Source organism: Streptomyces sp. NPDC041129, assembly GCF_055592265.1.
Genome location: NZ_JBVIYV010000009.1, coordinates 253,910 through 272,763 on the forward strand (window position 1 = coordinate 253,910; position 18,854 = coordinate 272,763).

General features: G+C 70.6%; 14 protein-coding genes and 2 pseudogenes. 10 read left to right on the plus strand and 6 right to left on the minus strand.

The features are described from left to right. Positions 1–2 precede the first annotated feature (2 nt). Positions 3–2,399 carry an ATP-binding cassette domain-containing protein gene (locus ACZ6B1_RS26880; RefSeq protein ID WP_468782426.1) on the minus strand — a complete coding sequence of 799 codons (2,397 nt, stop codon included), beginning with the start codon at positions 2,397–2,399 and terminating at the stop codon, positions 3–5. A 210-nt stretch (positions 2,400–2,609) separates the two neighbouring features. Between ACZ6B1_RS26880 and ACZ6B1_RS26885 the strand changes: the two genes are divergently transcribed. Continuing rightward, complete coding sequence (locus ACZ6B1_RS26885; protein ID WP_468782428.1) at positions 2,610–3,134, plus strand: hypothetical protein; 525 nt, start codon at positions 2,610–2,612, stop codon at positions 3,132–3,134. A gap of 25 nt (positions 3,135–3,159) precedes the next feature. Here ACZ6B1_RS26885 and ACZ6B1_RS26890 read toward each other — a convergent pair whose 3' ends face one another. After that, positions 3,160–3,846, minus strand: a complete 687-nt coding sequence (locus ACZ6B1_RS26890; RefSeq protein ID WP_468782430.1) for a glycerophosphodiester phosphodiesterase — start codon at positions 3,844–3,846, stop codon at positions 3,160–3,162. A 62-nt stretch (positions 3,847–3,908) separates the two neighbouring features. After that, a pseudogene (locus tag ACZ6B1_RS26895) lies at positions 3,909–5,050 on the minus strand (adenosine deaminase). Between the two features lie 138 nt (positions 5,051–5,188). On the opposite strand from ACZ6B1_RS26895, the gene ACZ6B1_RS26900 reads away from it, so the two are divergent. Next, the gene (locus ACZ6B1_RS26900) at positions 5,189–5,977 is read left to right on the plus strand and encodes a DUF4190 domain-containing protein (RefSeq protein ID WP_468782432.1); all 789 of its coding nucleotides are present in this window, start codon (positions 5,189–5,191) and stop codon (positions 5,975–5,977) included. Between the two features lie 38 nt (positions 5,978–6,015). On the opposite strand, the gene ACZ6B1_RS26905 is transcribed toward ACZ6B1_RS26900, so the two are convergent. Beyond that, positions 6,016–6,579: an NADAR family protein gene (locus tag ACZ6B1_RS26905; RefSeq protein WP_468782434.1), complete on the minus strand. Its 564-nt coding sequence runs from the start codon at positions 6,577–6,579 to the stop codon at positions 6,016–6,018. Between the two features lie 212 nt (positions 6,580–6,791). Between ACZ6B1_RS26905 and ACZ6B1_RS26910 the strand changes: the two genes are divergently transcribed. From ACZ6B1_RS26910 to ACZ6B1_RS26945, 8 genes are all read left to right on the plus strand, one after another. Further along, positions 6,792–8,330, plus strand: coding sequence for a gamma-aminobutyraldehyde dehydrogenase (locus ACZ6B1_RS26910; protein WP_468782436.1), 1,539 nt, complete (start codon positions 6,792–6,794; stop codon positions 8,328–8,330). Positions 8,331–8,381: 51 nt separating this feature from the next. Continuing rightward, entirely contained in the window at positions 8,382–9,629 is a 1,248-nt protein-coding gene (locus ACZ6B1_RS26915; RefSeq protein ID WP_468782438.1) for an ABC transporter substrate-binding protein, read from the plus strand. Next, the gene (locus ACZ6B1_RS26920; RefSeq protein WP_468782440.1) at positions 9,626–10,786 is read left to right on the plus strand and encodes an ABC transporter ATP-binding protein; all 1,161 of its coding nucleotides are present in this window, start codon (positions 9,626–9,628) and stop codon (positions 10,784–10,786) included. Before ACZ6B1_RS26915 ends, ACZ6B1_RS26920 begins: the two co-directional genes overlap by 4 nt. A gap of 2 nt (positions 10,787–10,788) precedes the next feature. Next, the gene (locus ACZ6B1_RS26925) at positions 10,789–11,718 is read left to right on the plus strand and encodes an ABC transporter permease (RefSeq protein WP_468782442.1); all 930 of its coding nucleotides are present in this window, start codon (positions 10,789–10,791) and stop codon (positions 11,716–11,718) included. Next, positions 11,719–12,519: an ABC transporter permease gene (locus ACZ6B1_RS26930; RefSeq protein ID WP_468782444.1), complete on the plus strand. Its 801-nt coding sequence runs from the start codon at positions 11,719–11,721 to the stop codon at positions 12,517–12,519. A gap of 23 nt (positions 12,520–12,542) precedes the next feature. After that, positions 12,543–13,973 (plus strand): NAD(P)/FAD-dependent oxidoreductase, encoded by a 1,431-nt coding sequence (locus ACZ6B1_RS26935; protein ID WP_468782446.1) that lies wholly within the window; start codon positions 12,543–12,545, stop codon positions 13,971–13,973. A 123-nt stretch (positions 13,974–14,096) separates the two neighbouring features. Beyond that, positions 14,097–14,570 (plus strand): hypothetical protein, encoded by a 474-nt coding sequence (locus tag ACZ6B1_RS26940; RefSeq protein WP_468782448.1) that lies wholly within the window; start codon positions 14,097–14,099, stop codon positions 14,568–14,570. Positions 14,571–14,639: 69 nt separating this feature from the next. Continuing rightward, a complete protein-coding gene (locus ACZ6B1_RS26945) occupies positions 14,640–16,454 on the plus strand; it encodes a chitinase (RefSeq protein ID WP_468782450.1) in 1,815 nt (604 codons plus the stop codon). A gap of 73 nt (positions 16,455–16,527) precedes the next feature. Here ACZ6B1_RS26945 and ACZ6B1_RS26950 read toward each other — a convergent pair. Both ACZ6B1_RS26950 and gabT read right to left on the minus strand, forming a co-directional pair. Then, positions 16,528–17,367: pseudogene (locus ACZ6B1_RS26950) on the minus strand (phosphatase PAP2 family protein); the annotation flags it as partial. A 64-nt stretch (positions 17,368–17,431) separates the two neighbouring features. Next, a complete protein-coding gene (gene gabT, locus ACZ6B1_RS26955) occupies positions 17,432–18,766 on the minus strand; it encodes a 4-aminobutyrate--2-oxoglutarate transaminase (protein ID WP_468782452.1) in 1,335 nt (444 codons plus the stop codon). Positions 18,767–18,854: the final 88 nt, after the last annotated feature.

Here is an 18,854-nt window from a genome sequence, read left to right on the forward strand (position 1 = left end):
AGTCAGACCGCGCCGTCGCCGACGTAGGCCGCCAAGTGTTCGCCCGTCAGGGTCGAGCGGGCGGTGACCAGGTCGGCGGGGGTGCCCTCGAAGACGATTCGGCCGCCGTCGTGGCCGGCACCGGGGCCGAGGTCGATGATCCAGTCGGCGTGTGCCATGACCGCCTGGTGGTGTTCGACGACGATGACCGACTTGCCGGAGTCGACGAGCCGGTCGAGCAGGCCGAGCAGTTGCTCGACGTCGGCGAGGTGCAGGCCGGAGGTGGGTTCGTCGAGGACGTAGATGCCGCCCTTGTCCCCCATGTGGGTGGCCAGCTTCAGGCGCTGGCGCTCGCCGCCGGACAGGGTGGTGAGCGGCTGGCCGAGGGTGAGGTAGCCGAGCCCGACGTCGGAGAGCCGGGTGAGGACGCGGTGCGCCGCCGGGGTGCGCGCCTCGCCGGCGCCGAAGAACTCCTCGGCCTCGGAGACGGACATCGCGAGCACCTCGCTGATGTCGCGGCCGCCGAGGTGGTACTCCAGCACCGACGCCTCGAACCGCTTGCCCTCGCACTCCTCGCAGGTGGTGGCGACGCCGGCCATCATCGCCAGGTCGGTGTAGACGACGCCGGCGCCGTTGCAGGTGGGGCAGGCGCCCTCGGAGTTGGCGCTGAACAGGGCCGGCTTGACTCCGTTGGCCTGGGCGAACGCCTTGCGGATCGGGTCGAGCAGCCCGGTGTAGGTCGCCGGGTTGCTGCGCCGTGAGCCGCGGATCGGGGCCTGGTCGACCGAGACCACGCCCGCGCCGGCCGGGATCGAGCCGTGCACGAGGGAGCTCTTGCCGGACCCGGCGACACCGGTGACGACGGCGAGCACACCGAGCGGGATGTCGACGTCGACGTCGCGCAGGTTGTTCGCCGACGCCCCGCGGACCTCCAGCGTGCCGGTCGGCTTGCGCACCGTCTTCTTGACGGCGGCCCGGTCGTCGAGGTGACGGCCGGTGAGCGTGCCACTGGCCCGCAGGCCCTCCAGGGTGCCCTCGAAGCAGACGGCGCCACCCGCCGTGCCGGCGCCGGGGCCGAGGTCGACGACGTGGTCGGCGATCGCGATCATCTCCGGCTTGTGCTCCACGACGAGCACCGTGTTGCCCTTGTCCCGCAGCCGCAGCAGGAGTTCGTTCATCCGCTGGATGTCGTGCGGGTGCAGACCCGCGGTGGGCTCGTCGAAGACGTACGTGACGTCGGTGAGCGAGGAGCCGAGGTGGCGGATCATCTTCACGCGCTGTGCCTCGCCGCCCGACAGAGTGCCCGCCGGCCGGTCGAGGGCGAGGTAGCCGAGGCCGATCTCCACGAACGAGTCCAGGGTCTGCCGCAGCTTCCCCAGCAGCGGCGCCACCGACGGCTCGTCGAGACCGCGCACCCACGCGGCCAGGTCGCTGATCTGCATCGCGCAGGCGTCGGCGATGCTGATCCCGCCGATCTTCGACGACCGGGCGCCCTCGTTCAGCCGGGTGCCGTCGCAGTCGGGGCAGGTGGTGAAGGTGACCGCGCGGTCCACGAACTCCCGGATGTGCGGCTGCATCGCCTCCCGGTCCTTGGCGAGCATCGACTTCTGGATCCGCGGGATCAGACCCTCGTAGGTCATGTTGATGCCCGCGATCTTCATCCGGGTCGGCTCGTGGTGCAGGAAGTCCCGCAGCTCCTTCTTGGTGTACTTGCTGATCGGCTTGTCCGGGTCGTAGAAGCCCGACTCGCTGTAGAGCCGGTAGTTCCAGCCGCCCGCCTTGTAGCCGGGGATGGTGAGCGCCCCCTCGCTCAGCGACCTGGAGTCGTCGTAGAGCTGGGTGAGGTCGATGTCGGAGACCGTCCCCCTGCCTTCGCAGCGCGGGCACATGCCGCCGGTGATGCTGAAGCTGCGGCGCTCCTTCACGGTCTGCCCGGCGCGCTGCACGGTGACCGCGCCCGCTCCGCTGATCGAGGCGACGTTGAAGGAGAACGCCTTGGGCGAGCCGATGTGCGGCCGCCCGAGCCGGCTGAAGAGGATGCGCAGCATCGCGTTGGCGTCGGTGGCGGTGCCCACCGTGGAACGCGGGTCGCCGCCCATCCGCTGCTGGTCGACGGTGATCGCCGTCGTGAGCCCGTCGAGCACGTCGACCTCGGGCCGGGCGAGAGCCGGCATGAAGCCCTGGACGAAGGCGCTGTACGTCTCGTTGATCAGCCGCTGCGACTCGGCCGCGATGGTGTCGAACACCAATGAGCTCTTGCCCGAGCCGGAGACACCGGTGAACACCGTCAGCCGGCGCTTGGGGAGCTCGATGCTGACGTCCTTGAGGTTGTTCTCGCGCGCGCCGTGCACCCGGATCAGGTCGTGGCTGTCGGCGACGTGCGGCGCAGGCGGCTGGTTGGCGTCCGTCCTCGTGGCCATGCTCTTCGTGTCTCCATCCGTCGGGGGCGCCGCCCGCGCGGTTCCCTCTGGCGTCGCCCGGCTCGGGCCCCCGGCTCGATCACCCGGCTCGGTCCAGGCAGCACGCTAGCCGCGCGCCCCGGCCCGGCGCTTCTCGATTCCTGACCGGTCGGCCGATTTCTCGCCCGGAAACAGTTTTGAACATGTTCAAATAATGGGTAGGCTCCTGCCATGAGTGACAGAGCCGCCCTGCTCCGGGGCATCCGCGTCTGGCTGGTTCTCTTCGTCGTGTGCCTCGTGCTCAGCGGGGCCACCGCGTTTCCGCTGGTGCACGAACTGCGCTGGACGGAGAGCGGCCTTCGGGCGCTGTCCGGGCCCGAACTGCTGCCGGGGCTCATGGACTGGATCACCCGGGTGCGCGAGGGGCTCGACGCCGTCGACGCCGACTACCCGTTCGTGCTGTACGGCACCGACTGGCTGGCCTTCGCGCACCTCGTCATCGCGGTCGCCTTCTACGGCCCCTACCGCGACCCGGTGCGCAATGTCTGGGTCATCGAGTTCGGGATGATCGCCTGCGCCGGGATCATCCCGCTCGCCCTCGTGTGCGGACCGGTCCGCGGGATCCCGTTCTGGTGGACCCTGATCGACATGTCCTTCGGGGTGTTCGGAGTCGTCCCCCTGTACGTCGTGCGCCGGAAGATCAAGCGGCTGGAGGCACTCACCACGCCGGCCGCCGCAGCGGTGCCCGCCGGCTGACCGGCGCCGCGGTCGGCCGCCGTGGTCAGCGGCCGTCGCGGAGGGCGTGCAGGGCGTCGATGCGGTTCGTGGTGATCGAGTCGACGCCCAGGTCGAGCAGCCGGCGCAGGGAGCGGCGGGTGTCCGGGGTCCACACCGACAGCAGGTAACCGTCCCGGTGGACGCGGGCCGCCAGGTCCCGGCCGACCAGGGAGAAGCGGTAGTTGAGCCAGCGGGGGCGCACCGCGTCCAGCAGCGCGGGCCGGGGCGGGGCGAGCGTCGTCCAGGTCAGGGCGATCTCGGCGGCCGGATCGGCGGCCCGGACGGCGAGCATGGCCTCGGCGCCCGCGCAGTAGTACACCCGGTCCCCGGCGCCGCTCTGCCGGACCACGTCCATGACCGCCCGCACGGTCCGCCGGTCGACCCGGCCGCACAGGTCCACCATCACCCGGCCGCCGTCCGTCGCGGCCAGCGCCTGCTCCAGCGTCGGCACCCCGCCCGCCGTGAGCCCGCTCAGCTCGGCGGCCGACAGCGAGCGCAGCGGCCGCCGGTGCCCCCACAGCCGCTCCAGCGTCTCGTCGTGCAGCAGCACGGGGACGCCGTCGCGGGTGAGCCGTACGTCGATCTCGACCGCGTTCGCGCCCAGTCCGGACGCGCAGCGCAGCGAGTCGAGGGTGTTCTCGCGGAAACGGTAGGGGGCGCCGCGGTGGGCCACGGCGGTCACGGTCTGCATGGCCCCCATTGTGGGGTGCGCCCCCTGCGGGCAGTGCTTCGGGCGGTGTTCCGGTCAGGGCTTCACGGGGCGAGCCACGCGTCGGTGTAGGTGTCGATCTCCGCCGCGATGCGCGCCTTGCCCGCCGCGTCCAGGAAGGACGCCTCGACGGCGTTCTTCGCCAGGCCGGCCAGCCCCCGCTCGTCCAGCTCGAGGAGGCGCGCGGCCACCGCGTACTCGTTGTTGAGGTCGGTGCCGAACATCGGCGGGTCGTCGGAATTGATCGTGACGAGCACTCCGGCCCGGGTGAACTCCTTGATCGGGTGCTCGTCCAGGGTGGCGACCGCGCGGGTGGCGATGTTGGAGGTCGGGCAGACCTCCAGCGGGATGCGGTGCTCGGCGAGATGGGCCAGCAGCCGGGGGTCGCGCGCGGAGCTGGTGCCGTGCCCGATGCGCTCGGCGCGCAGCTCGGTCAGCGCGTCCCACACCGTCTCCGGGCCGGTCGTCTCACCGGCGTGCGGGACGGAGTGCAGGCCCGCGGCGATGGCCCGGTCGAAGTACGGCTTGAACTGCGGGCGGGGTACGCCGATCTCGGGGCCGCCGAGCCCGAACGACACCAGGCCCTCCGGGCGGATCCGGTCGTCGGTGGCCAGCCGGGCGGTCTCCTCGGCGGACTCCAGACCAGCCTCGCCGGGAATGTCGAAGCACCAGCGGAGCACGGTCCCGAACTCGGCCTCGGCCGCCTTGCGGGCGTCCTCTATCGCGGACATGAAGGCCGTCTCCTCGATCCCCCGACGGGTCGAGGAGAACGGGGTGATGGTCAGCTCGGCGTAGCGCACCTGCTGCCGGGCCAGGTCGCGGGCCACCTCGTAGGTCAGCAGCCGGACGTCCTCCGGGGTGCGGATGAGGTCCACCACGGACAGGTACACCTCGATGAAGTGCGCGAAGTCCGTGAACGTGAAGTAGTCGGCCAGGGCCTCGGGGTCGGTGGGGACCTTGGAGTCCGGGTGGCGGGCGGCCAGTTCGGAGACGATGCGCGGGGAGGCGGATCCGACGTGGTGGACGTGCAGTTCGGCCTTGGGCAGTCCGGCGATGAAGGCGTGCAGATCGCGGTCGGGTGTGCCGGTGGCGGGCACCGGGCGGGATGCGGCGCTTCGGTCGGTCAAGGGTTCCTCCCCGGGAACGGCGCCCGCGGACCGAGATCCGTGGTCCGGGCGCGGGTGATCGGCTGATCGGTGATTCGGGGGTCATCGTAGGCCGGGCCGGCGGCGGTGCCCGCGGTGCCCGGGGGAACGGCGACCCGACGCGGGGCCGCGGAATCGACGCTTTACCATGGCCTGACCATCGATGGAGGGGCGGGGACGTGGCGGACCAGGGACAACAGGGCGCAGGCGGAGGCGGGGGCTTCGATCCGTGGGCGCCGCCGGAGAGCAAGCCTTCGCTGGAGAAGGCCCCGCAGCCCGGCGCGTCCGGGCAGCAGCCCCCGACGCAGCAGCCCCCCGTGCAGGACCAGTCGCCCGGTCAGGCCCCGCAGCCCCCGGCCGCCGCTCCGCAGCAGCCCCCGGCGCCGCAGCCGTCCGTGCACGACCAGGCCACCATGATCTCCGCGCCGGGCCCCGGCTTCGGAGCGCCGGGCTACGGCCCGCCCGCACCGCCGCCGCCCCCGGCCCAGGGCTGGACCGAGTCCGCCATGCCGCCCCCGCCGGCCGCGCCCGGCGGCCCGGGCCCCGCGGCCCCGGGCGGGTACGGCTACCCCGCGTACCCGCAGCAGCAGGGCGGCTACGGCTGGCCCGGCATGCCGATGGGCCCGCAGAACGGCATGGGCACCGCGGCGATGGTGCTGGGCATCCTGTCCATCTGCCTGTTCTGCCTCTACGGCGTGGTGTCCCTCGTGCTCGGCGTGATCGCCGTGGTGCTCGGCGTCAAGGGCAAGAAGCGGGCCGAGCGGGGCGAGGCCACCAACCACGGCCAGGCCCAGGCCGGATTCATCACCGGCATCATCGGGATCATCGTCGGTCTCGCCACTGTCGCGTTCCTCGTCTTCGCCATCGTGATGGCGGTCAAGGAGGACAGGAAGCACGACAGCGACTACGACGACCCGTACTACAACTCCGCGCCGCGGGTGTCCACACCCGTGCTGACGCAGGACTGACCCCGGCCCCGGGCGGCCCGGCCGGGGCCGCCCGGCGCTCAGCGCGCGGAGGCGGCGAGCCGCTCGCGCGCCTCCATCAGCGCGAACCCCAGCAGATTCGGCCCCCGCCAGCGCTCGGGATCCGACGCCGCCTCGTCGCCGGCCGCCAGGCCGATGCCCCACACCCGGTCCACGGGGCTCGCCTCCACCAGGACCCGGTCGCCGGTGCCGTGCAGGAACGCGGCCAGGCCGGTGTGCGCGGCGAACTTGTGCGCACTGCCCTCGACCACGATGCGGAAGCGCTCCCGCTCCCATATCGCCTCGTCGAAACCGCGGACCAGCCGCCCCGCCTTCTTGGCCTCGGCGGGATGCTCCGCCGCCAGCACCCGGTGCTCCGCCTCCGCGTCCCCGAACAGCCGCGCCTTCTGCGCCATCATCCAGTGCTCGGCCGTCGCGTATCCGACGCCCTCCACCACGAAGGGTGACGGCCACCACTGGCTCAGGCAGCTCGCGCCGATCCGGCCGTCCGGCAGCGGCCGGTGCCCCCAGAAGTGCAGGTACCTGATCCGCGCTCCCGCCCGGACCTCCCTGATCAGGGCCTCCACCCCGTCGATCTTCCCCATGCACGCGAGTGTGGCACGCACTACTGACACTCCGTCCGCCCTTTTCGGTGCCGACTCGACACCTGGTCGACAGATTCCGTCGCGTAACCAAAAGGCAACAACGGAATCACTTGTTGGAGTCCACTTGCTCTGTCAGGATCGGCACTCAAATCGAGCTGGAGCTACGCCACCCACCTCCTCGGGGGACGGGACGAACGGCGGAGGAGAGCGACATGCACAACCCGGGCAGCACCGCCAACCCGGAACGATTTCCCGCCCAGGACCGCCTCGCGGACGGCGCGCAGTTCATCGCCGGCCGGCTGACGAAGGGCACCTCGGGCCGTACCCACACCGTGGTCGACCCGGCCACCGGCGAGGAGGTGTACACCTACGAGCTGGCCGGCGCCGACGACGTCGACGCGGCAGTGGCCGCGGCGCGCGAGGCCTTTCCCGGCTGGGCCGCCACCACCCCCGGTGAGCGCTCCGACGCCCTGCACCGGTTCGCCGCCGTGCTCGCGGAGCGCGCCGAGGAGTTCGCCCGCGCCGAGTCCCTGCAGTGCGGGAAGCCGCTGAAGCTCACCCGTGAGTTCGACGTGCCCGGGACCGTCGACAACACCGCCTTCTTCGCCGGTGCCGCCCGTCATCTGCAGGGGCAGGCTGCCGGTGAGTACTCCGGTGACCACACGTCGTACGTCCGGCGCGAGCCGATCGGTGTCGTCGGGTCGATCGCGCCCTGGAACTATCCGCTGCAGATGGCCGCCTGGAAGATCCTCCCGGCCGTCGCCGCGGGCAACACCATCGTGCTCAAGCCCGCCGAACCGACCCCGCTCACCTCGCTGCTGTTCGCGCAGGCCGCGACGGACGCGGGCATCCCGGACGGGGTGATCAACATCGTCACCGGGACCGGCAGGGAGGCGGGCGAGCACCTCGTCGGCCACCCCGACGTGGCCATGACCTCCTTCACCGGGTCCACCGCCGTCGGCAAGCGGGTCGCCGAGATCGCCACCTCCACGGTCAAGCGCCTCCACCTGGAGCTGGGCGGCAAGGCACCCTTCGTCGTCTTCGACGACGCGGACCTGGAGGCGGCCGCCAACGGTGCCGTCGCCGGCGCGCTCATCAACACCGGCCAGGACTGCACGGCCGCCACGCGCGCGTACGTGCAGCGACCGCTGTACGAGGCCTTCGTGGAGCGGACGGCCGCGCTGATGGAGACCGTACGGCTGGGCGACCCGTTCGCCCCCGGCACCGACCTCGGCCCGCTCGTCTCGCATGCCCAGCGCGACCGGGTCGCCGGATTCGTGGACCGGGCACGCGGCTACGCGCGCGTGGTGACCGGCGGCGAGGCACCCGAGGGGGATCTCGGCAAGGGCGCCTACTACCGGCCCACCCTGGTCACCGGCGCGGCCCAGGACAGCGAGATCGTCCAGTCCGAGATCTTCGGCCCGGTGCTGGTCGTCCTGCCGTTCGACAGTGATGATGAGGGCATCCGGCTGGCCAACGACACCCCGTACGGCCTGGCCGCCTCCGCCTGGACCGGTGGCGTCTACCGGGCCGGGCGCGCCACCCGCGAGATCAAGGCCGGCTGTGTGTGGATCAACGACCACATCCCGATCATCAGCGAGATGCCGCACGGCGGCTACAAGGCCTCCGGCTTCGGCAAGGACATGTCTGCGTATTCGTTCGAGGAGTACACGCAGGTCAAGCACGTAATGTTCGACAACACCGCGGTTGCCAGGAAGGACTGGCATCGCACCGTGTTCGGGGACCGCTAGCAACGACCGGCCGCAGACCAGGCCGACCCCATCCGAAAGGGCACCACGCGCATGGAGCAGTACGAGCCCGACCGCCTCACCCCGGCCCAGACGGCCGCCATGCGGCGCAGTCTGCGCAACGGCAGGGCCGCCATGACCCGCCGGTCGCTGCTGCGCGCCTCCGCCGGCGGCGCGCTCACGGTCGGCGGTCTCGGGGCGCTGAGCGGCTGCGGCATCCCCGCGGCGGGCAAGACCCAGGGCGGCACGTCCGCCCAGGACCACTCGGCCCAGGAGAAGGTCGTGAACTTCTCCAACTGGACCGAGTACATCGACGTCGACGACAGCGGGAAGCACCACCCCACGCTCGAGACGTTCCGCAGGCGGACCGGCGTCACGGTCAAGTACACCGAGGACATCAACGACAACAACGAGTTCTTCGGCAAGATCAAGCCGCAGCTCGCCGCCGGCCAGGCCACCGGCCGCGACCTGATCGTCCTCACCGACTGGCTGGCCGCCCGGCTGATCCGCCTGGGCTGGGTCCAGAAACTGGACCCGTCCAACCTGCCGCACGCCTACACCAACCTGTCGCCGCAGTTCCGCGACCCCGACTGGGACCCCGGCCGCGCCTACTCGTACCCCTGGCAGGGCATCCCGACGGTCATCGCCTACAACAAGAAGGCGCTCGATGGCATCGAGGTGAAGTCGGTCTCCGACCTGCTCGACAACCCGAAGCTCAAGGGCCGCGTCTCCTTCCTGTCCGAGATGCGCGACAGCATCGGCATGACCCTGCTCGACATGGGCAAGGACCCGGCGAACTTCACCGACGACGACTACGACGCGGTCGTGGCCCGGCTGCAGAAGGCCGTCGACAAGGGCCAGATCCGCCGCTTCACCGGCAACGACTACACCTCGGACCTGACCAAGGGCGACATCGCCGCCTGCGTCGCCTGGGCCGGGGACGTGGTCCAGCTCAAGGCGGACAGCCCGGACGTCGACTTCGTCATCCCGGACAGCGGCTACATGACGTCGACCGACAACCTGCTGGTGCCCAACAAGGCGCGCCACAAGACGAACGCCGAGCGGCTGATCGACTTCTACTACGAGCCGGAGCAGGCCGCCGAGCTCGCCGCGTACATCAACTACGCGACTCCCGTCGACGGTGTGAAGCCCTACCTTGCGAAGATCGACAAGGACGCGGCGAACAATCCGCTGATCGTTCCCGACAAGGCCATGCAGGCCAAGTCGCACTCCTTCCGCTCGCTGAGCCAGAAGGAAGAGACGGCCTACGAAGAGAAGTTCGCGAAGCTCACAGGGGCGTGACGACCATGACGACAGACAACAGCGGCGACGTCCGCCTCACCGGCATCTCCAAGACCTACGGCTCCTTCACCGCCGTGCACCCGCTCGACCTGACAGTGCCGCAGGGTTCCTTCTTCGCCCTGCTCGGCGCCTCCGGCTGCGGCAAGACGACCACCCTGCGCATGATCGCCGGCCTGGAGGAACCCTCCTCCGGCACCGTGCACCTCGGCGACCAGGACGTCACCCATCTGCCGCCGTACAAACGCCCCGTGAACACGGTCTTCCAGTCCTACGCCCTCTTCCCGCACCTCGACATCTTCGAGAACGTCGCCTTCGGCCTGCGCCGGCGCGGCGTGAAGAGCGTGAAGAAGCAGGTCGAGGAGATGCTGGAGCTGGTCCAGCTCGGCGAGCAGGCGCGCAAGAAACCGCACCAGCTCTCCGGCGGCCAGCAGCAGCGGGTCGCGGTGGCCCGCGCCCTGATCAACCACCCCAAGGTGCTCCTCCTCGACGAGCCCCTCGGCGCCCTCGACCTCAAGCTGCGCCGCCAGATGCAGCTCGAGCTCAAGCGCATCCAGACCGAGGTCGGCATCACCTTCGTGCACGTCACCCACGACCAGGAGGAGGCCATGACGATGGCCGACACGGTCGCGGTGATGAACGCCGGCCGGGTCGAGCAGCTGGGCGCGCCCAGCGACCTGTACGAGAACCCGCGCACGACCTTCGTGGCGAACTTCCTCGGCACCTCCAACCTCATCGAGGCCGAGGTCGACACCAGGAACGGCGACGACATCGTGCTCAAGGCCGGCGGCGGCAAGCTGGTGCTGCCCGGGGCGCGATGTTCCTCCCCGGCGACGGCCGGCGGCAAGGTGCTGGTCGGCATCCGTCCCGAGAAGATCGCCCTCACCCACGCCGACGACGCCGGCACCATCCCCGAGGGCCGCAACCGCCTCACCGGCAGGATCGCCGACGCCAGTTTCATCGGCGTCTCCACGCAGTACGTCATCGACAGCCCCGTCTGCGACGAACTCGCGGTCTACGTCCAGAACGTCGAGCGCGACGGGCGGCTGGTACCCGGCGCCGAGGTCGTCCTGCACTGGAGCCCGGCGCACACCTTCGGCCTGGACGCGGCCCAGGACATCGACGCAGGTGTGGAGACCGTCGAGGAAGAGGCCGCCTGACCATGTCGACGCTTCAAGAGGCGCCACCGCCTCTCGCCACCGCCGAACCGGCGAAGAAGCCCCCGCGCGGGCGCGGCCGGCTCACTCCGTACTGGCTGCTGCTGCCCGGCCTGCTGTGGCTGGTCGTGTTCTTCGCGCTGCCGATGATCTACCAGGCCTCCACGTCCGTGCAGACGGGCTCCCTGGAGGACGGCTACAAGGTCACCTGGCACTTCGCGACGTACTGGGACGCCCTGGCCGAGTACTGGCCGCAGTTCCTGCGCTCCGTCCTCTACGCGGCCGCCGCGACCGTCCTGTGCCTGCTGCTCGGTTACCCGCTGGCCTACCTCATCGCCTTCCGGGCGGGCCGCTGGCGCAACCTGATCATGGTGCTGGTGATCGCGCCGTTCTTCACCAGCTTCCTGATCCGCACCCTGGCCTGGAAGACGATTCTCGCCGACAGCGGCCCGGTCGTGCACACGCTGAACTCGCTGCACATCCTGGACCTGACCGACTGGATCGGCTGGACGGCCGGCGACCGCGTCCTCGCCACCCCGCTGGCGGTGGTGTGCGGTCTCACGTACAACTTCCTGCCGTTCATGATCCTGCCGCTGTACACCTCGCTGGAGCGGATCGACGGACGGCTGCACGAGGCGGCCGGCGACCTGTACGCCAAGCCGTGGACCACCTTCCGCAAGGTGACGTTCCCGCTGTCGATGCCGGGCGTGGTCTCCGGCACGCTGCTCACCTTCATCCCCGCGGCCGGTGACTACGTCAACGCCGAACTGCTCGGTTCCACCGACACCCGCATGATCGGAAACGTCATCCAGACCCAGTTCCTGAGGATCCTGGACTATCCGACCGCCGCGGCGCTGTCCTTCATCCTCATGGCCGCGATCCTGCTCATGGTCACGGTCTACATCCGCCGGTCCGGGACGGAGGATCTGGTCTAAATGCCCTTCGTCACCTGGCTCAAGCGTCATCTCGTGGTCATCGCGGGGCTGTTCACGCTCGCCTATCTGCTGCTGCCGAACATCGTCGTCACCGTGTTCTCCTTCAACAAACCGAAGGGGCGCTTCAACTACGAGTGGCAGCAGTTCTCCACGGCGGCCTGGAAGGACCCGTGCGGTGTCGCCGACATGTGCGGCTCGCTGTCCCTCAGCCTCCAGATCGCCTTCTGGGCGACGGTCGGGGCCACCCTCCTCGGTACCATGATCGCCTTCGCGCTGGTCCGCTACCGCTTCCGCGCGCGGTCCGCCGTGAACTCGCTGATCTTCCTGCCGATGGCCATGCCCGAGGTCGTCATGGCGGCCTCGCTGCTCACCCTGTTCCTCAACATGGGCGCTCAGCTCGGCTTCTGGACGATCCTGATCGCGCACATCATGTTCTGCCTCAGCTTCGTCGTCGTCGCGGTCAAGGCGCGCGTGATGTCGATGGACCCGCGCCTTGAGGAGGCCGCCCGGGACCTGTACGCCGGGCCGGTGCAGACGTTCCTGCGGGTGACCCTGCCGATCGCGGCGCCGGGCATCGCGGCGGGCGCGCTGCTGTCGTTCGCGCTCTCCTTCGACGACTTCATCATCACCAACTTCAACGCCGGTTCGACCGTCACCTTCCCCATGTTCGTGTGGGGCTCGGCGCAGCGTGGAACGCCGGTGCAGATCAACGTCATCGGTACGGCCATGTTCCTCGTCGCCGTGCTGTTCGTGCTGGTCTCGATGCTCATCACCAACCGCCGTAACAGCCAGAAGGCGTAACAGCCCTGTAGGGAGTTGAAATCATGGCCCCGAGCGCCATGAGTCGCGGCAAGGACAACTGGATCTCCTCTCTCTCCGAAGCCCGGCCGGTCCCGTACTGGCTGGAAGACCCCGGCAAGCCCCACCCGGAGCCGGCCCTCACCGGCACCGAGACCTGTGACCTGCTGGTCGTCGGCGGCGGGTACAGCGGGTTGTGGACCGCGCTCAACGCCAAGGAGCGCGATCCGCGGCGGGACGTGGTCCTGCTGGAAGGCCGCGAGGTGGGCTGGGCCGCCTCCGGCCGCAACGGCGGCTTCTGCGCCGCCTCCCTCACCCACGGCCTGCCCAACGGCCTGACCCGCTGGCCGGACGAGATCCACCGGCTGGAGGAGCTGGGACGGCGCAACCTCGACGAGATCGAGGCCGCCGTCGCCCGGCACGGCATCGACTGTGACTTCGAGCGCACCGGTGAGATCGACGTGGCCACCGAGACCTACCAGGCCCGGGAACTGCGCGACTGGCACCGGGAACTGCAGGCGAAGGGCCTCGCCGAGGGCATCGAGTTCCTGGACGCCGACGCGGTGCGCGAGCAGGTGAACTCGCCCACCTTCGAGGCGGGCCTGTGGGACCGCCGGGGCGTGGCCATGCTGCACCCGGCCAAGCTGGCGTGGGGCCTGAAGCGGGCCTGCATGGAACTCGGGGTGCGCGTCTACGAGCACACACCCGCCCTCACCCTGAAGCAGTACGGCGCCGGCATGGCCGTACGCACCCCGTACGGCTCGGTCCGTGCCCGCGGGGTCGCGCTCGGCACGAACATCTTCCCGAGCCTGCTGCGGCGCGTGCGCTCGTACACCGTCCCGGTCTACGACTACGCGCTGATGACCGAGCCGCTGAGCGCCGATCAGCTGGCGTCCATCGGCTGGAAGAACCGCCAGGGCCTCGGGGACTCGGCGAACCAGTTCCACTACTTCCGGCTGTCCGCCGACAACCGGATCCTGTGGGGCGGCTACGACGCCGTCCACCACTACGGCGGCCGGGTGCGCGCCGAGTACGACGACCGCCCGGAGACCTACGCCAAGCTCGCCGGTCACTTCTTCACCTGCTTCCCGCAGCTCGAGGGCGTCCGCTTCACCCACGCGTGGGGCGGGGCGATCGACACCTGCTCGCGCTTCTCCGCGTTCTTCGGCACCGCCCACCAGGGCAAGGTGGCGTACGCGGCGGGCTACACCGGCCTCGGTGTCGGCGCCACCCGCTTCGGCGCCGACGTGATGCTGGACCTGCTGGACGGGGAGCGCACCGAGCGGACCGAGCTGGAGATGGTGCGCCGCAAACCGCTGCCGTTCCCGCCGGAGCCCTTCGCCTGGACCGGCATCGCGCTGACCAAGTGGTCGCTGGCCCGCGCGGACGCGCACGGCGGCCGGCGCAACCTCTGGCTGCGCACGATGGACCGGCTGGGCCTCGGCTTCGACAGCTGAACCCGGCGCGGGGTGACCCGGCTCACTCGAAAGAGGGGCGGCAACCCGCGTAATGCACCCGGGACGACCTCCTTCTTCCTTCTGGACGCGACCGCGTCCGGAACGCAGAAGGAGGTCTTCTTGATGAGTGCGGCCAAGACGGCGATCGAATGGCTGGTGGCCGTCGCGCCGGATCCCGAGGCCTGCCGCTGGGCCTGGGAGCGCAATCCGCTCGGGGTCACGCTGCTGCCCGCAGGCCGGGCCTGGGACGTGCTGATCCTGCCGGGGGAGCTGGGTTATCCCACGCTCGACGTGCTCACCCGGGTCCTCGACCGGCCCGGCCCGGTGCTGGTCGACTTCGGCGACAGCCGGGTCGGCTTCTTCGTGCCGCCCGGAACCGCGGCCCGCTGGCTGGGCACCGGCATCCGTACCGCCGGAGCCGGAACCTGGATCGTCGTGCCGTACCCGGGCCGGGCGACCCGGACCGTGCGCTGGCTGGTGCCGCCGGACGGCTCGGGGACGCTGACCGACCCCGCGCTGCTGGAACTGGCGATGCACGAGGCGGCGGCGGAGCTGGCCCGGGGCGGAAGAGGGACGGACAGCGGCCCGACATCTTGACAACAGGATTGGTCTGGACCAAGTTGAGTGCGCTCCACCCCTCCAACTCCCCCCGCTCCGGAGGCCCTTGTGGACCGCGCCAGACGCGACCGACGCCCCAGATCCCTCCTCGCCCTGTTCTCGGCCGCGCTGCTGACCCTGCCCGGAATCACCGCGCTCTCGTCGGCCGCCCACGCGGCCGACGCCGACCTCGCGCGCAACGGCGGCTTCGAGTCCGGCCTCGACGGCTGGACCTGCACGGCCGGCACGACGGTCACCTCGCCCGTGCACAGCGGCGGTTCGGCGCTGCAGGCCACCCCGGCCGGCAGCGACAACGCCCAGTGCGCGCAGAGGGTGACCGTGCGGCCGGGCGCGCAGTACACCCTGTCCGGCTACGTCCGCGGCTCCTACGTCTACCTGGGCGCGACCGGCACCGGCACCACCGACGTCTCCACCTGGACCCAGTCCGCCGCCGACTGGCAGAAGCTGACCACCACCTTCACCACCGGCGCCGCCACCACGCAGGTGACCGTCTACACGCACGGCTGGTACGGCACCGGCGCCTACCACGCCGACGACATCTCCCTGACCGGCCCGGGCGGCAGCGCGCAGCAGCCGCCCGCCGCGCCCACCGGCCTTAAGACCGGCACCGTCACCTCGTCCTCCGTCGCCCTGTCCTGGTCGGCGGTGACCGGCGCCACCGGCTACGCGGTCTACCGCGACGGGGTCAGGGCGCAGACGGTGAGCGGCACCTCGGCCACCGTCACCGGGCTCACGCCCTCGACGGCGTACGGCTTCCAGGTCACAGCGACCAACGACGCGGGCGAGTCCGCGAAGTCGGCCACCGTGACCGCGACGACCCCGGCCGGTACCGGCGGCGGCTCACCCGGCCTGCCCGCGCACGCGCTGGTCGGCTACCTCCACACCACCTTCGCCAACGGCTCGGGCTACACCCGCCTCGCCGACGTGCCGGAGAGCTGGGACGTCATCGACCTCGCCTTCGGTGAGCCCACCTCGGTCACCTCAGGCGACATCCGGTTCAACCGCTGCCCGGTCACCGAATGCCCGAACGTGGAGAGCGACGCCGACTTCAAGGCGGCGATCAAGGCCAAGCAGGCGGCCGGCAAGAAGGTACTGATCTCCATCGGCGGCCAGAACGGCCAGGTGCAGCTCACCACGACGGCCGCGCGGGACACCTTCGTCGCCTCGGTCTCGAAGATCATCGACGACTACGGCCTGGACGGCCTCGACATCGACTTCGAAGGGCACTCGCTCTCCCTGAACGCGAACGACACGGACTTCAAGAACCCCACGACCCCGGTGATCGTCAACCTGATCTCGGCCCTGAGGACCCTGAAGGCCGAGTACGGCTCGAAGTTCGTGCTGACCATGGCGCCGGAGACCTTCTTCGTGCAGAACGGCTACCAGTACTACGGCACCGGCAAGTGGGGCGGCCAGGACCCGCGCTGCGGGGCGTACCTCCCGGTCATACACGCCCTGCGGGACGACCTGACGTTGCTGCACGTCCAGGACTACAACTCCGGCCCGATCATGGGCCTGGACAACCAGTACCACTCCATGGGCGGCGCCGACTTCCACGTCGCCATGACCGACATGCTGCTCACCGGCTTCCCGGTCGCGGGCGACGCGAACAACGTCTTCCCGCCGCTGCGCCCCGACCAGGTCGCCATCGGCATGCCGGCCTCGACCAACGCGGGCAACGGCTACGTCTCCCCGTCCGAGGTCACCAGGACACTGGACTGCCTCACGAAGAGGACGAACTGCGGCTCGTACGCGACCCACGGGACCTGGCCCGCCCTGCGGGGTCTGATGACGTGGTCGGTGAACTGGGACCGCTACTCGAACTGGGAGTTCCAGAGGAACTTCGACGCGTACTTCGGCTGAGCACGACGCGGGGCACGAGGAACAGGGTGGTCAGCAGCACGGTGCTCAGGCACCAGCTGGCCACCACGTCGAGCGGCCAGTGCCAGCCCCGGCGGACCAGACCGTAGGAGACACCGAGGACGAGGGCCGCGCAGCCGCCGACGAGGACCCGGCGGGCGGTGGCGGAGCGGAGCCACGGCAGCAGCAGCAGGGTCGCGGATCCGTACGCGATCGCCGCCGTCGCCGTATGACCGGACGGGAAGTAGCCGGTCCCCGGGGGCACCACGGGTGTTCCCGGGCGGTCCGTCCACTCCTTCAGCGGGACCACGATCGCCGGGACCAGCGCCATCAGGGCGGCCGCGACGGCCGGCCGCAGCCACCACAGGTCCGCGCCCGCGGCGCGGCCGCGCCAGGCGACGTACCCGGCGGCCAGGAGCAGCACGGGAACCGCCACCTCGACGTTGCCCAGGTCGGAGAGGCCTGCGGAGAACCGGTCCGGATGGACCAGGGCCTGGCTGAGCCGCTCGTCCGCACGCGTCAGCGGACCGTCGGCGACCACCTGCCAGGTGATCACCGCGAAGAGGAGGAGAAGAAGAAGGCACAGACCCAGGAACACAGCCATGGGGGACAGACTGGCAGGTTTCGGCCGGGAAGGAGGTCGGCCGCCCAGGAACAGGGGGGGTGGTTCCGGGGCGGCCGTCCGGACCGGAACGTCGCTCGCCCCGGGGGGTTTGGGGCGGCGACCGTCCGATCGGTGAGGAGATCCCGGAGCCGTCAGGCCCCGGTTGTGTGCGCGAGGGCACGACCAGGTCGAAGCTGGGGAGGCCCCGGCCTGAGGTCGCCCACAGTCCCCTGTGGGCGGGGTGTATCTCTCATCTGGGTAGAACCTACGGCAGGCCGGGGCGCTTGGGCAGACGGATTCGCGTCCCGCCATCCACCTCGCACACCTTCTTCACATGGCCTGCCGCAGGAACTGTTCAGAGGTGCGACAGGGTCGCTCAGATGCGCGAGAAGGCCTGCTCGATGATGTCGAGGCCCTCGTTCAGCAGGTCCTCGCCGATCACCAGCGGGGGCAGGAAGCGCAGCACGTTGCCGTAGGTGCCGCAGGTCAGCACCAGCAGGCCCTCCGCGTGGCAGGCCTTGGCGAGCGCCGCGGTGGCCTCCGGGTTCGGCTCCTTCGTGGCGCGGTCCTTGACCAGCTCGATGGCGATCATCGCGCCGCGGCCGCGGACCTCGCCGATGATGTCGAACTTCTCGGCCATGGCGCCCAGGCGGGCCTTCATGACCGCCTCGATGTTCTTCGCCTTGGCGTTGAGGTCCTGCTCCTTCATCGTCTCGATGGCGCCGAGCGCACCGGCGCAGGCCACCGGGTTGCCGCCGTAGGTGCCGCCGAGGCCGCCCGCGTGCGCGGCGTCCATGATCTCGGCGCGGCCGGTGACGGCGGCCAGCGGCAGCCCGCCGGCGATGCCCTTGGCGGTGGTGATCAGGTCCGGGACGATGCCCTCGTCCTCGCAGGCGAACCACTGGCCGGTACGGCAGAAGCCGGACTGGATCTCGTCCGCGACGAACACGATGCCGTTGTCGGCGGCGAACTGGCGGATGGCGGGCAGGAAGCCCTTGGCCGGCTCGATGAAGCCGCCCTCGCCGAGCACCGGCTCGATGATGATCGCGGCCACGTTGTCCGGGCCGACCTGCTTGGTGATCTGGTCGATGGCCTGCTTGGCGGCCTCGGGACCGGCGTTCTCCGGGCCGGTCGGCCAGCGGTAGCCGTAGGCGACCGGGACGCGGTAGACCTCGGGGGCGAACGGACCGAAGCCGTGCTTGTACGGCATGTTCTTCGCGGTCAGCGCCATGGTCAGGTTCGTGCGGCCGTGGTAGCCGTGGTCGAACACGACGACCGCCTGGCGCTTGGTGTAGGCGCGCGCGATCTTGACGGCGTTCTCGACCGCCTCGGCGCCGGAGTTGAACAGCGCCGACTTCTTGGCGTGGTCGCCCGGGGTCAGCTCGGCGAGGGCCTCGGCGACCGCCACGTAGCCCTCGTACGGGGTGACCATGAAACAGGTGTGGGTGAAGTCGGCGAGCTGGGCGCCCGCGCGCCGCACGACGGCCTCGGCGGAGGCGCCGACCGAGGTCACGGCGATGCCGGAGCCGAAGTCGATCAGGCGGTTGCCGTCGACGTCCTCGATGATGCCGCCGCCGGCGCGGGTGACGAAGACCGGCAGCGTGGAGCCCACGCCCTGCGCGACCACGGCGGTGCGGCGAACCTGCAGCTCCTGCGACTTCGGGCCGGGGATGGCGGTGGCGACGCGGCGCTCCTGCGGAAGTGCGGTCATGGGGGCTCCCTGTGATCTTGCGTACCGGGTGTTCCCGGGGGTTCCGGACGGTGCGTTTTTCGGACGCTTGTCTCTTTCTTCGCAGGTT

Coding starts and splice junctions, on each gene's coding strand:
- ACZ6B1_RS26880 (WP_468782426.1), bottom strand. CDS start 2,399: ATGGCCACGAGGACGGACGCCAACCAGCCGCCTGCGCCGCACGTCGCC.
- ACZ6B1_RS26885 (WP_468782428.1), top strand. CDS start 2,610: ATGAGTGACAGAGCCGCCCTGCTCCGGGGCATCCGCGTCTGGCTGGTT.
- ACZ6B1_RS26890 (WP_468782430.1), bottom strand. CDS start 3,846: ATGCAGACCGTGACCGCCGTGGCCCACCGCGGCGCCCCCTACCGTTTC.
- ACZ6B1_RS26905 (WP_468782434.1), bottom strand. CDS start 6,579: ATGGGGAAGATCGACGGGGTGGAGGCCCTGATCAGGGAGGTCCGGGCG.
- ACZ6B1_RS26910 (WP_468782436.1), top strand. CDS start 6,792: ATGCACAACCCGGGCAGCACCGCCAACCCGGAACGATTTCCCGCCCAG.
- ACZ6B1_RS26915 (WP_468782438.1), top strand. CDS start 8,382: ATGGAGCAGTACGAGCCCGACCGCCTCACCCCGGCCCAGACGGCCGCC.
- ACZ6B1_RS26925 (WP_468782442.1), top strand. CDS start 10,789: ATGTCGACGCTTCAAGAGGCGCCACCGCCTCTCGCCACCGCCGAACCG.
- ACZ6B1_RS26930 (WP_468782444.1), top strand. CDS start 11,719: ATGCCCTTCGTCACCTGGCTCAAGCGTCATCTCGTGGTCATCGCGGGG.
- ACZ6B1_RS26935 (WP_468782446.1), top strand. CDS start 12,543: ATGGCCCCGAGCGCCATGAGTCGCGGCAAGGACAACTGGATCTCCTCT.
- ACZ6B1_RS26940 (WP_468782448.1), top strand. CDS start 14,097: ATGAGTGCGGCCAAGACGGCGATCGAATGGCTGGTGGCCGTCGCGCCG.
- gabT (WP_468782452.1), bottom strand. CDS start 18,766: ATGACCGCACTTCCGCAGGAGCGCCGCGTCGCCACCGCCATCCCCGGC.